General features: G+C 74.9%; 9 protein-coding genes and 1 pseudogene. 6 read left to right on the forward strand and 4 right to left on the reverse strand.

All coding sequences use genetic code 11. From position 1 onward, the window contains the following. The first annotated feature begins 87 nt into the window (after positions 1-87). The 6 genes from ACVMYR_RS02510 (at position 88) to ACVMYR_RS02535 (ending at position 7,750) form a co-directional block, all read left to right on the forward strand. Positions 88-1,320 (forward strand): amidase, encoded by a 1,233-nt coding sequence (locus ACVMYR_RS02510; protein ID WP_457121021.1) that lies wholly within the window; start codon positions 88-90, stop codon positions 1,318-1,320. Positions 1,321-1,528: 208 nt separating this feature from the next. Then, positions 1,529-3,538 carry a HelD family protein gene (locus tag ACVMYR_RS02515; RefSeq protein WP_457121022.1) on the forward strand — a complete coding sequence of 670 codons (2,010 nt, stop codon included), beginning with the start codon at positions 1,529-1,531 and terminating at the stop codon, positions 3,536-3,538. A gap of 347 nt (positions 3,539-3,885) precedes the next feature. After that, the gene (locus ACVMYR_RS02520; RefSeq protein ID WP_096761555.1) at positions 3,886-4,992 is read left to right on the forward strand and encodes a serine hydrolase domain-containing protein; all 1,107 of its coding nucleotides are present in this window, start codon (positions 3,886-3,888) and stop codon (positions 4,990-4,992) included. Positions 4,993-5,124: 132 nt separating this feature from the next. Then, entirely contained in the window at positions 5,125-6,036 is a 912-nt protein-coding gene (locus ACVMYR_RS02525) for an ABC transporter ATP-binding protein (RefSeq protein WP_396788696.1), read from the forward strand. Between the two features lie 14 nt (positions 6,037-6,050). After that, entirely contained in the window at positions 6,051-6,788 is a 738-nt protein-coding gene (locus ACVMYR_RS02530; protein ID WP_077935640.1) for an ABC transporter permease, read from the forward strand. 170 nt (positions 6,789-6,958) lie between these two features. Then, the gene (locus tag ACVMYR_RS02535; RefSeq protein ID WP_457121023.1) at positions 6,959-7,750 is read left to right on the forward strand and encodes a VOC family protein; all 792 of its coding nucleotides are present in this window, start codon (positions 6,959-6,961) and stop codon (positions 7,748-7,750) included. A gap of 70 nt (positions 7,751-7,820) precedes the next feature. Here ACVMYR_RS02535 and ACVMYR_RS02540 read toward each other — a convergent pair whose 3' ends face one another. The 4 genes and pseudogenes from ACVMYR_RS02540 to ACVMYR_RS02555 form a co-directional block, all read right to left on the reverse strand. Next, the gene (locus ACVMYR_RS02540) at positions 7,821-8,633 is read right to left on the reverse strand and encodes an ABC transporter ATP-binding protein (RefSeq protein WP_091279576.1); all 813 of its coding nucleotides are present in this window, start codon (positions 8,631-8,633) and stop codon (positions 7,821-7,823) included. After that, complete coding sequence (locus ACVMYR_RS02545) at positions 8,630-9,712, reverse strand: FecCD family ABC transporter permease (RefSeq protein WP_091279579.1); 1,083 nt, start codon at positions 9,710-9,712, stop codon at positions 8,630-8,632. The genes ACVMYR_RS02540 and ACVMYR_RS02545 overlap by 4 nt, the downstream gene beginning before the upstream one ends. 161 nt (positions 9,713-9,873) lie before the next feature. After that, positions 9,874-10,812, reverse strand: a complete 939-nt coding sequence (locus tag ACVMYR_RS02550; RefSeq protein WP_396788694.1) for an ABC transporter substrate-binding protein — start codon at positions 10,810-10,812, stop codon at positions 9,874-9,876. 375 nt (positions 10,813-11,187) lie between these two features. Further along, positions 11,188-12,498: pseudogene (locus tag ACVMYR_RS02555) on the reverse strand (M14 family metallopeptidase); the annotation flags it as partial. Positions 12,499-12,563: the final 65 nt, after the last annotated feature.

A 12,563-nucleotide genomic window follows, 5' to 3' on the forward strand; every position in this document is an offset into this window, starting at 1 on the left:
ATCGACCCCGCCGCTACGCTCGGCGGCGGCACCTCGACGGCGGCGCAGAGCGCGACCGCCGACCCGGTGCCGAGCGAGGCCCCCACGATGGACACCGCAACTCCCGACGAAGCCACCGCACCAGGCGACCCGGTCGCCTCCGACGATCCGGCCGCGCCCCGGAGCGCCGTCGAGATCGCCGAGCTGGTCAACGCCGGCCGGCTCCGCCCCGTCGACGTCGTCGAGGCGACCCTGGCCCGCATCGGCACCGCCGACGCCACGCTGCGGGCCTTCCGCGAAACCTGGCCGGAGCAGGCCCGGCACGCCGCCCGCGAACTGGAACGCACCCTCGCCGCCGGACCGCTGCCGCTGGCCGGCGTGCCGCTGGGCATCAAGGCCACCGAGGGCGTCGACTCGCTCCAGACCCGCCGGCTCGTCGCCGCCGGCTGCATTCCGGTCGGGGCCACCGCCGTCCCCCGGGGCACGCCCTGGCAGACGTGGGGCCACACCGACCAGGGCCCCACCGCCAACCCCTGGCGCACCGACCGTACGCCCGGCGGGTCGTCGGCCGGGTCGGCAGCCGCCGTCGCCGCCGGGCTCGTGCCCCTGGCCACCGGCAACGACGGGGCCGGTTCGGTGCGCATCCCCGCCGCCTGGTGCGGGGTCGTCGGGATCAAGCTCACCAACGGGCGGCTGCCCGCCATCGACGCCGCCGGGCTCAACGCGCCGGGACCGCTCGCCCGTACGGTCGCCGACGCCGCCGCGTACCTCGACGCTCTTCTCGGCACCCGGCTCGCCGGGCATCTCGGCCCGGCGGGTGGCGGGCCGCTGCGGGCGGTCTGGTCGGCCACGCTCGGCCACGCCGAGGTCGACCCCGACGTCGCGGGGCCCGCCCGCGCCGCCGCCGACCGGCTCGCCGACGCGGGTCTCCTCCGGTTGGTCGCGCACGACCTGACGCTCGCCGATCCCGCGCCCGCGTGGCGGGCCCTGCGAGCGCCCGGCGACCGGGCCGCCGCCGCGGACCTGCGGGCCGGCAACGACGCGCGCCTGGCGCGGCTCTTCGACCTTGCCGACCTGCTGCTCACCCCCACCACCCCCGGCCCGGCGCACGGCCACGCCGGGCCGGGCGACCGGATGAGCGTGGCGCTGACCTGGGCGTTCAACCTCAGCGGGCACCCCGCCGCAAGCGTCCCGGCCGGGTTCGCCCCCGACGGCACCCCGGTCGGCCTCCAGATCGTCGCCCGCCACCGCCACGAACACCTGCTCGTCCGCACGGCCGCCGCCCTGCAGTCCCTCCACCCCTGGCCCCTCCACCCCCACCCCCGCCGCCCAGCCCGGTGATCAAGAGGTTTGCGTCATCGCCGAGATCGACTCTGACGCTTTTCTCTTGATCACCGGGCTCGGAGTGGGGGTGGGGTGGGTGGGGAGTAGACTGTTTGGCCCCGCCGACGGCCGAGGTGTCCAGCACCGCAGCGGACGTCCCCGCGCCGGCCATCGTTGCCGGAAACGCGAGCGGCAGTGTTGTCCCCCGCGCCGAGGAGTAGGTCGGATGACCCCGCACGCCCCCATGTCCCTGGACACCGAACTGGCCGCCGAACGGGCCCACCTGGACGCGTCCCGCGCCGCGCTGACCCGCATGCGCCAACGCACCGAGGCCCTCTTCGCCACCGGCCACAACGTCGCCGGCGACGCGTACACGGCGGAAACCCTGGGGCGTACCCTGTCCCGCCGCGTCGCCGAGCTGGCCGACCAGCCAGACACCCCGCTGTTCTTCGGCCGGCTCACGTTCGGCGACGAGGAGCACCACATCGGCCGCCGGCACGTCACCGACGATCTCGGCGAGCCCATGGTGCTCGACTGGCGGGCCCCGGTCTCCCGGTCGTTCTACCGGGCCAGCGCCCGCGACCCGCAGGGCGTGACCGTGCGCCGCCGGTTCGGCTTCAGCGCGGGCGCGCTGACCAGCTTCGAGGACGAGCACCTGGACCGGGGCGAGGAGCTGGGCACCGCCAGCCGCATCCTCACCGCCGAGATCGAGCGTCCCCGCGTCGGCCCGATGCGCGACATCGTCGCCACCATCCAGCCGGAGCAGGACGAGCTGGTCCGCGCCGACCTGGCCGCCTCGATCTGCGTACAGGGCGCGCCCGGCACCGGGAAGACGGCCGTCGGGCTGCACCGGGCGGCGTACCTGCTCTATCTGCACCGGGAGCGGCTGCGCCGGTCCGGGGTGCTGATCGTGGGGCCGAACCGGGCGTTCCTGTCGTACATCGCGGCGGTGCTGCCGGCGCTCGGCGAGGTCGAGGTCGAGCAGGCGACCGTGGAGGACCTGATCGCCCGGGTGCCGGTGCGGGCGGTGGAGGACCCGGCCGTGGCGGCGCTCAAGCACGACGCGCGGATGGCCGAGGTGCTGCGGCGGGCCGTCGAGGCCCGGATCGCCGCCCCCACCGAGCCGATCATGGTCTCCGACGGGTCGTTCCGCTGGCGGATCGGCCTCGACCCGCTGCACCGCGTCGTCGAGGAGACCCGCCGGGAGGGGCTGCCGTACGCCACCGGCCGGGAGCGGGTGCGGGCGCGGGTGGTGGGCCTGCTGCAACGCCAGGCCGAGGCCCGCCGCGCCGAGTCGCCCGGCGACGCCTGGCTGCGCCGGATGGGCAGGATCCGCCCGGTCGCCGACTTCCTGGACGCGGCCTGGCCGGCGCTCACCCCGGAGGGGCTGGTGCACGGGCTGCTCGCCGACCCGGCGGCGCTCGCGGCAGCCGCCGACGGCATCCTCACCGAGGCCGAGCAGGCGCTGCTGACCTGGGCGAAGCCGCCGCGCACCCCGAAGGCGACGAAGTGGACGGCCGCCGACGCGGTGCTCGTCGACGAGGCCGCCGGGCTGCTGGAACGCCCCGCCGGCTTCGGGCACGTGGTGGTCGACGAGGCGCAGGACCTCTCCCCGATGCAGTGCCGGGCCATCGCCCGCCGCAGCGAGCACGGGTCGATCACGCTGCTCGGCGACCTGGCGCAGGGCACCGCCCCGTGGGCCGCCCGCGACTGGCGGGAGTCCCTGGCCCACCTGGGCAAGCCGGACGCGACGGTGGTGCCGCTGAGCGTCGGCTTCCGGGTGCCCGCCGCCGTGGTCGCGTTCGCCAACCGGCTGCTGCCGGCGCTCGCGGTGGACGTACCCCCGGCCGAGTCGCTGCGCCGCGACGGCGCGCTGGACGTGCGTACCGTGGATGACCTGGTGGCGGCGACGGTGGACGAGGTGCGGGCGGCGCTGGCCCACGACGGCTCGGTCGGGGTGATCGCCGCCGACGACGCGGTCGGCGGGCTGCGGGCGGCGCTGGCCGACGCCGGGATCGACACCGCGACCGCCGACGACGTGGCGGCCCCGGCGCGGGTCACGGTGGTCCCGGCGACGCTGGTCAAGGGCCTGGAGTACGACCACGTGGTGACCGTGGAGCCAGCGGCGATCGTGGCGGCCGAGCCGCGCGGGCTGCACCGGCTGTACGTGGTGCTGACCCGGGCGGTCTCCCGCCTGACGGTGCTGCACACCGCCCCGCTCCCCGCCCCGCTGTAAGGAAGGGCCCCCTGTTAACGCATACGGTCGAGAAGGGTCCCCTTCTTACCGGGCGGTTCACCATCGGCGGGAGTTGTGGCGATCGGTGATGATGGGTGCATCTCGTCCACTTGGGAGGCAGCATGCACCTGTCGCGCCGCGATCTCCTGCTCGCCGGGGCCGGCACCGCGCTGGCGGCCACGCCCCTGCTGGCCGCCGCGCCGGCGACGGCCGCGCCCGCCGGGACCACCACGCCCGGCGGGACGGCCGCAGCCGACGGATCGGGTCCGGCCACCGGGCCGGGAGCGGCGGGGCGACTGCCGGCGGACGCGCTCGACGCCGGGATCGGCGCGATCACCGACGCCGGCATGGTGGGGGTGTTCGCCGAGGCCCGCGACGGCCGGGACCGGTGGCGCGGCGCGAGCGGCATCGCCGATCTCGACACCGGGCGACCGATGCGGCCCGGCCTCCAGCACCGGGTCGGCAGCATCACGAAGACGTTCGTGGCCGCCACGCTGCTGCGCCTGGCCGGCGAGGGCCGGGTGGCGCTCGACGCCCCGCTCGGCCGCTACCTCCCGGAGTACGCCGTGCCCGGGGTCACCGTCGAGATGCTGCTCAACCACACCAGCGGCATCGGCGACTACGACACCGTGCTGTTCACCAGCGGATACGACGTCGAGCGGCTCCGGTTCACCACGTTCACCCCGGACCAGCTCGTCCGGATCGGGCTCGGCGAGCCCCGCACCGGGGCGCCGGGGGCGGGGTTCGCGTACTCGAACACCAACTACATCCTGGCCGGCCTGGTCGTCGAGCGGGTGACCGGCCGCGGCGCGGCCGACGAGGTGCACCGGCGGGTCATCCGGCCGCTGGGGCTGCACCAGACGTACTTCCCGGGGCGGCGGACCCGGATCGCCGGGCCGCACAGCGAGGCGTACCTGCCCTGGTACGACGGCCAGCTCCGCGACTTCAGCGTGGCGAACATGTCGTGGGCGTGGACGGCCGGCGCGCTGGTCTCCACGGCGGCCGACCTCAACCGGTTCTTCCGCGCGCTGCTCGGGGGCCGGCTGCTGCGCCCGGCCGAGCTGGCCCGGATGCGGACCACCGTGCCGCTGGACCCGGCGCAGCCGGAGGCCGGCGGGTACGGCCTCGGCCTGCTGTGGCTGGCGCTGCCCGGCGGCCGGTTCTGGGGGCACGACGGGGCGGTCTTCGGGCACGCCACGATCTCGCTGCACGCCCCCGACGGCTCCCGCCAGGTGACGCTCGGCACGAACGTCACCCATTACCAGGTGCCGGGCCAGCCCGACCCGATCGGGGCCGCCACCGGCGCGTTCCTGGTCACCGCCCTGTCCGGTGCGGTCACCGCGCGGTCGGCGGGCGCGACCCGGACGCCGACCCCGGCGACCCCGCTGCCGGCCCCGCTGCCGGCGACCCCGGCGCCGGGGAGCCCGGCGTTGACCCGGCCCCTGCCCCGCTGACCTCCGCGCCGGCCCGGCACGGTCACTCCGGCGGTCACCATACGGCCGATGGACCCTGCCCCCGGTGGCGCGAGGGGAGTACACCGAAGGGGACGGCCGACCGTGTCCGCCGGCCCGACCAAAGGAGCACCGATGATCCTCGCCCGCGCCGACCAGGCCACCCGCCGGTACGGCGACGTGCTCGCTCTCGACCGGGTCGACCTCGACGTGCGCGCGGGTGAGCTGGTCGGCCTGCTCGGGCCGAACGGCGCCGGCAAGAGCACCCTGCTCAACCTGCTCGTCGGGCTGCGCCGGCCCACCGCCGGGCGGGTCGAGCTGTTCGGCGGCGACCCGCGCGACCCCGCCCACCGCCTGCAGGTCGGGGTGACCCCGCAGGAGACCGGGCTGCCGGCCACCCTGCGGGTCGGCGAGGTGGTCGACTTCGTCGCCGCGCACTACCCGGACCCGGTCCCCCGGGGCGAGCTGCTCGACCGGTTCGGCCTCACCGATCAGGCACGCCGGCAGACCGGCGGGCTCTCCGGCGGCCAGCGGCGGCGGCTGGCCGTGGCGCTCGCCTTCGTCGGCCGGCCCCGGCTGGTGCTCCTCGACGAGCCGACCACCGGGCTCGACGTCGAGGCCCGGCACACCCTGTGGGAGGCGATCCGCGGCTTCCACGCCGACGGCGGCACCGTGCTGCTGAGCAGCCACTACCTGGAGGAGGTGGAGGCGCTCGCGCACCGGGTGGTGGTGATCGGGCAGGGCCGGGTGCTGGCCGACGACACCACGGCGGCGATCCGCTCGGTGGTCGGCGTACGCCGGGTCAGCCTGGTCGCGGGCGACCTGCCGGACCTGCCGGGCGTGGTCCGCGTCGAGCAGGTCGACGACCGCACCCACCTGCTCACCACCGACGCCGACCGGCTGGTCCGGGAGCTGGTGGCCAGCGGGGTGTCCTTCCGCGACCTGGAGGTGCGCCCCACCTCGTTGGAGGAGGCGTTCCTGGCCATCACCGCCCCGGGCGGGCAGGACACCGTCACTGTCCCGGGCCAGCAGGCCACCGCCGCGTGAGGAGACCGATCCCCATGAGACTCGCCCTCGTGCACGCCCGCTACCAGCTGTTGCAGACGCTCCGCATCCCGGTGGCGGTCTTCGGCAGCGCCTTCTTCCCGGCCGTGGCGATGCTCTTCTTCGTGGTCCCGTTCGCCGGGGACGACCCGACGGGCGCCACCTACGCCACCGCCGCGATGGTCACGTTCGCGGTGATGAGCGCCAACATCTTCCAGTACGGCGTGGGCGTCGCCGAGGACCGCGACCAGCCCTGGAACCCGTACACCCGGACCCTGCCGGCCGGGGCGGCGCCGGCCTTCGCCGGACGGGTGCTCGCGGGCCTGGCGCTGACCTTCCTCTCCCTGCTCCCGGTGGTGGTGATCGCGGCGCTGTTCACCGACGCCCGGATCAGCCCCGGGGCGTTCGTCCTGGCCGTCGTCGTGGTCGGGCTGATCTCCGTGCCGTTCACGCTGATGGGCCTCGCCATCGGGTACGCGCTGCCGAGCAAGGCGGCGATCGTGGTGGCCCAGATCGTCTTCTTTCCGCTGGCGTTCGGGGGCGGCCTGCTCTCCGCGCCGGACGCCGCGCCCGCCTTCGTCAGGGCGATCGCGCCGTACCTGCCGACGCGGGGCGCGGTCGAGCTGATGTGGGCGGCGGTCGGCGACTGGCGTCCCGCGCCGGTGTCGGTGGTGATGCTCGGCGTCTGGGTGGTGGCGCTGGCGGCGCTCGCCGGTTGGGCGTACCGGCGCGACGAGGGCCGTCGCTTCCGCTGACGACCCGCGCCGTGGAGCGCTGTTCGGGCCGGCCGTGGGGCGCGGGCCGGGGCCGGCGAGCGCCGCCCGGCTGGGGTTATTCGTCCCGTTTGAGCCCGTTCCATCGGGTTGCGGTGCCAGGATGCGGGCAGGGCGTCCCGCCGGGCCGCCACCTGTGGAGAGGGGTCAGCGTGAGCAGCGTACCGCCGGGCACGCCGTGCTGGGCCGACCTGGCCACCCCGGGCCTGGCGGACGCCCGGCGCTTCTACCCGGAACTGTTCGGCTGGACCACCCGGATCGCCCCGCAGCCGGAGGCCGCCGGCTACACCACGTTCCTGCTCGGCGGGCGCGCCGTGGCCGGGGCCGGTCCGCCCGCCGCGCCGGACCAGGTGCCGATCTGGTCGACGTACGTGGCGACCGACCACGCGGACCTGGTCACGACCCGCGTCGAGGCGGCCGGCGGGCAGGTGCTGGTCGCCCCGTTCGACGTGTTCGACCAGGGCCGGATGGCGGTCTTCGCCGACCCGGCCGGCGCGGTGTTCAGCGTCTGGCAGCCGATGGCCCACCCCGGGGCGGAACTCTTCGACACCCCCGGGGCGATGAGCTGGAACGAGCTGGTCACCCCCGACCCGGAGGGCGCGAAGGTCTTCTACGAGCTGGTCTTCGGCTGGCACCCGGAGGAACAGCCGGCGGGGCCGGTCCCGCCGGAGGTCGGCGACTCCCCCTACACCGGCTGGCGGTGCGGCGAACGGATCGTCGGCGGGATGATGCCGCCGCTGGCCGACGACTTCCCGGCCGACCTGCCGGCGTACTGGACCGTGTACTTCGCCGTGGCCGACGCCGACGCCACCGCCGCGCGGGCCGCCGAGCTGGGCGGTTCCGTCCTGGTGCCGCCCCACGACACCCCGCAGGGCCGCCTCGCCGCGCTGCGCGACCCCGAGGGCGCGCTGTTCTCGGTCATCGCCCGCCCCGCGCGCGGCTGACGGCCAGCGGCTTGTTTGCAGGGGCCCCTTCCTATACAGAAAGCGTTAACAGGGGGCCCTTCCTTGCGACTCAGCGGGGGCGGACCGGGACCACCAGCGGGCCGTGCTCGCCGGGCAGGACGCGGACGGAGGCGCGGTAGTGCGTCGCCAGCAGGTCCTCGGTGAGCACGTCGCGCGGCGGGCCGGCGGCGGCCACCCGGCCCGCCGCGAGCAGGACCATCCGGTCGGCGTACTCGCCGGCCAGGGAGAGGTCGTGCATGGTGGCGAGGACGGTGAGGCCGTGCTCGCGGCGGAGCTGGTCGACCAGTTCGAGCACCTCCTGCTGATGGCCGATGTCGAGGGCGCTGGTCGGCTCGTCGAGCAGCAGCAGGGTCGCCCCCTGCGCCAGCGCCCGGGCCAGGAAGACCCGCTGCCGCTCGCCGCCGGAGAGGGTGGCCAGCTCGCGGCGGCCGAAGCCGCCGAGGTCGAGGCGGTCCAGCACGTCCCGCACGGCGGCCAGGTCGGCGGCGGACTCCCGGCCCAACGGCGGGACGTACGGGCTGCGGCCGAGGAGCACGTAGTCGAAGACGGTCATGCCGGCCGGGACGACCGGGGACTGCGCGACGGTGGCCACCACCCGGGCCCGCTCGCGGCGGCGCAGCGCCTCGCTCGGCGTACCGAAGATGCGGATCGCGCCCGGCGCGGGCAGCAGGCCGCCGAGCGCGCGCAGCAGGGTCGACTTGCCGGCGCCGTTCGGGCCGATCACGGTGACCCACTCGCCCCGCTCGACGGTCAGGTCGACGCCGGCCAGGATCGGCGCGCCGTCCAGGCTGACCCGCAGGCCACACACCTCGACCGCGGGCGCGGCACCCGGCGACGGGTCGTCGGCCGACGGGGCGCTCACGTGAGCACCCGGCGGGCGGTGCGCAGCACCAGGACGAAGAACGGGCCGCCCAGCAGCGCGGTGACCACGCCGATGGGCACCTCGGCGGGGGCGGCGGCGGTCCGGGCGACCACGTCGGTCAGCGCCAGGAACGCCCCGCCGAACAGCAGGGACAGCGGCAGGATCACCCGGTAGCTGGAGCCGGCGAGCAGCCGCACGGTGTGCGGGACGATGATCCCGACGAAGCCGATCAGCCCGGACGCGGAGACGGCGGCGGCGGTGCCGAGCGACGCGGCCGCGATCAGCAGGTAGCGGGAGCGCTGCGGGTGCAGGCCGAGGCTGCTGGCCTCGTCGTCGCCGACGGAGAGGACGTCCAGCTCGCGCCGGTGCAGCAGCACCACGACGGTGGTGAGCAGGAAGTACGGCAGGACGAGCCGGACGTCGTGCCAGCCGGCGGTGGCCAGCCGGCCGAGCAGCCACGAGTAGACCTGCTGGATGCTGTCGGAGTTGCGCTGGAGCAGGTACGTCTGCCCGGCGGAGAGGAACGCGGACACGGCCACCCCGGCCAGGATCAGGGTGGCCGTGGAGCGCCCCCGCCCGCCGGCCACCCCGAGCAGGTACGTCATGGCGACCGCGCCGAGCGAGCCGACGAACGCGGCGAGGGGGATGGTGAGCGGGAGCCCGGTCAGCGCGCCGCCCGCCCCGGCCCCGAGGGAGATCACGGCGGTGACGGCGAGCCCGGCCCCGGCCGCCACCCCGAGCAGGTACGGGTCGGCCAGCGGGTTGCGGAACACGCCCTGGTAGCAGCCGCCGGCCAGGGCGAGCAGGCCGCCGACGAGCAGCCCGAGCACGACCCGGGGCAGCCGCAGCTCGGTGACGATGGCGATCTCGCGTTCGCTCAGCCCGCTGTCGAGGCGTACGCCGGGCAGGAGGTTGAGCAGTTCGGCGGCGACGCTGCCGGGGGGCAGGCTGACCGGGCCGAGGGAGACTCCGGCGACGAGCGCGACGAGCACGGCGGCGACCCCCGCGGCGAGCCAGCCGGGCCGCAGCCCGGCCGGCCGCTGCGCGAAGGAGGGGCCCCTTGTTAACGCTTTCTGCATAGCAGGGGCCCCTTCTTAACGCCCCGCACCGCGCGCAGCACGCCCCGCACCGCGCGCAGCACGCCCCGCACCGCGCGCAGCACTCCCCGCACCGCGCGCAACACGCCCCGCACCGCGCGCAACACGCCCCGCACCGCGCGCAACACGCCCCGCGGCGAGGGTCACGCCGGCACCTTGGCGACGGCGTCGACGACGGCCCGGAGCAGGTCGACGACCCGGGGGCCCCAGCGGGAGGCGATGTCGTCGTCGAGCGCGACGATCTGGTTGTTCTTGACGGCGGTGACGCCGGCCCAGCCGCTGCGCGCCTTGACCGTCTCCGGGCTCTGCTTGCAGCACTTGGTGTCGGCCAGGAAGACGAAGTCGGGGTTCGCCTTGACGATGATCTCCTGGGAGAGCTGCGGGTATCCGCCGTTCTTGCCGTCGGCGTCGGAGGCGTCGGCGATGTTCTCCAGCCCGGCGAGGGCGTAGATCGAGCCGATGAAGGTCTTGCTGGTCGCGCTGTACAGCTCCGGGCCCAGCTCGTGGTAGTAGGTCAGCTTCGCCGACCGCTGCGGCAGGTCCTTGGTGAGCTTGGCGATGTCGTCCCTCATCCGGTTGTTGACGCTGGCGGCCTCGTTGGGGTGGCCGGTCAACGTGCCGAGCTCGATGATCTGCCGGTAGGTGTCCTCCAGGGTGGTCGCCGCCGGGGTGAGCAGCACCGGGATCTTCAGCGTGGTGAGCTGATCGACGATCTTGTTGGTGTCGTTGGAGAGCACCACCAGGTCGGGGCTCTTGCCGGCGATGGCCTCGGCGTTGGGCTGGAAACCGGACAGGTCGCTCTTCGGCGCGTCCGGCGGGTAGTTGGACTGGTCGTCGACGGCGGTGACCTGCTTGCCGGCGCCGATGGCGAAGAGCATCTCGGTCGCGGTCGGCGAGAGCGAGACGATCTTCTCGGGTCGCTTGTCGAGCGTGAGCTTGCCGACGGTGACCGGGAAGGCGGCGGCGGCCGAGGTGCCACCGGGGGTGGGGGCTTCGTCGGGGCTCTTCTCGGCGCACGCGCCGAGCGCGAGCGCGGCCACCGCGAGGGTCGCGGCGAAGAGCCGGGGGGTACGTCGGAACACTGGTCCTCCTGTCGGTCGAGGAGCGTGGTGCTTCGCCGACAGGAGCCTGGTGGGGTGCCCGTCCGCGAGGCGCCCTTCCTCGAGAGCGCGTGTCGCGACCGTGCCGCAGGCGACCTGGCTCGCCCCACACACGTCGGCGTCGGCCGGCCGGCCGACGCCTGGGTCGACGGCGGCCGGAGGACCGGACGCCGCGGGTGGGGCATCACAGTTGCGGGACAGCGCCGGATTCGCACCGGCTTCGCTGCGGTTTGGTCGGTGCCACCGTAGCGCACGCCCCGGCGACACCTCGTTGATCTAGGGACTATGACCCGGCGTGACGACACCGACACGGGTGCGGGGCCCCGGACGGGGCCCCGCACCACGGGCGGGTCAGGCGCAGTACTGGGCCTGCTTGCCGATCACCCGGTAGGGGCAGTCGGCGTACTCGGAGAGCAGCAGCACCGCCTCCTTGTTGCGCGAGGTCTGGGCCGGGATGACCTCGTCGGGCGGGTAGAAGCCGCCGCCGGCGCCGGACGAGCCGGGGTACATCTCGAAGGTGTACGCCCAGATGCCGTGCGTCGCCCACATCCAGTCGAGGCTGTCGCCGTCGGTGATGTAGAGGTCGCTGGACTGCTCGGGGGTGTAGCCGTTGGTGGCCGCCATCTGCTGGCCGAGCGTGGCGAAGGTGTTGTACTGGTCCGCCGTCATGCCGGTGGTGGTGTTCGCCGTCGTGTAGCCGAAGGGCCAGAGCACGAGCTGCGAGTACGTGTGCCAGTCGATGTTGGCCTTGATCTGCTGGACGCCGCCGACGACCCGGCTGTTGACGAAGTCACGCAGCGCCTTCGTCTCGGGGGCGGAGAAGGCGGACGGTCCCCGGTAGGTCGACGACGACGGCAGCCCGGAGGACCCGCCGCAGCAGCCCCAGTTGTAGCCCCAGTTGCGGTTCAGGTCGGTGCCGACCGCCGACGCGCCGCTGTTGGGCTGGCGGTTCTTGCGCCAGGACCGGTAGGAGCCGGTGGCGATGTCGTACTCGCTACCGTCGGGGTTGACGGTGGGGACGATCCAGATCTCCCGGGTGTTGACGATGTTGGTGATCCGGGAGTCGCTGCCGTAGCTGTCGGTGAACAGGTTGAGCAGGTAGATCGCCATCTCGACGGTCAGGTGCTCGCGGGCGTGCTGCTGCGAGTTGAACAGGATCTCCGGCTCGGCCTCGTCGGTGGCCACGTTGTCGGAGATCTTGACGGCCATCAGGTCGCGGCCCTCGTACGACTTGCCGATGCTGATCTTGCGGGCGAGGGTCGGGTGGTCGGCGACCACCTTGTTCACCACGGCGGTCAGCTCGGCGTAGTCGTGGTAGTTGGAGTCGGCCGACGGGAAGCCGGTGGTGCCGACGCCGTCTGCGTGGACGGGGGCCTGCTTCTCCACCTGGTAGCCGAGCCGCCTGATCGCCGCCGCCTCGGCGTCGGTCGCCGTGACGTGCAGGATGCCGTGCTCGGCGGCGTCGACAGCGGCGCCGGTGCGGGCGATGGCGGTGCGGGCGGCCAGGGTGCGTACGCCGAGCACGTCGTATTCGGCGGCGGCCGGCTCGGCGGCGGGCTCCGGGGCGGGGCGCGCGGAGACCGGCCCGGTGGCGACGGTGAGGCCCAGGCCGGCGGCGGTGGCGAGCACCAGTGCGCGACGCAGGCGGGTCGGGGTGCGGAAGGCCATGGACAACCTCCTGGGGGTACGGGGAGATCCCGTCTCGTGGTCAACACTTCACCACCTGTCACATG

This window comes from Micromonospora sp. PTRAS2 (assembly GCF_054052245.1).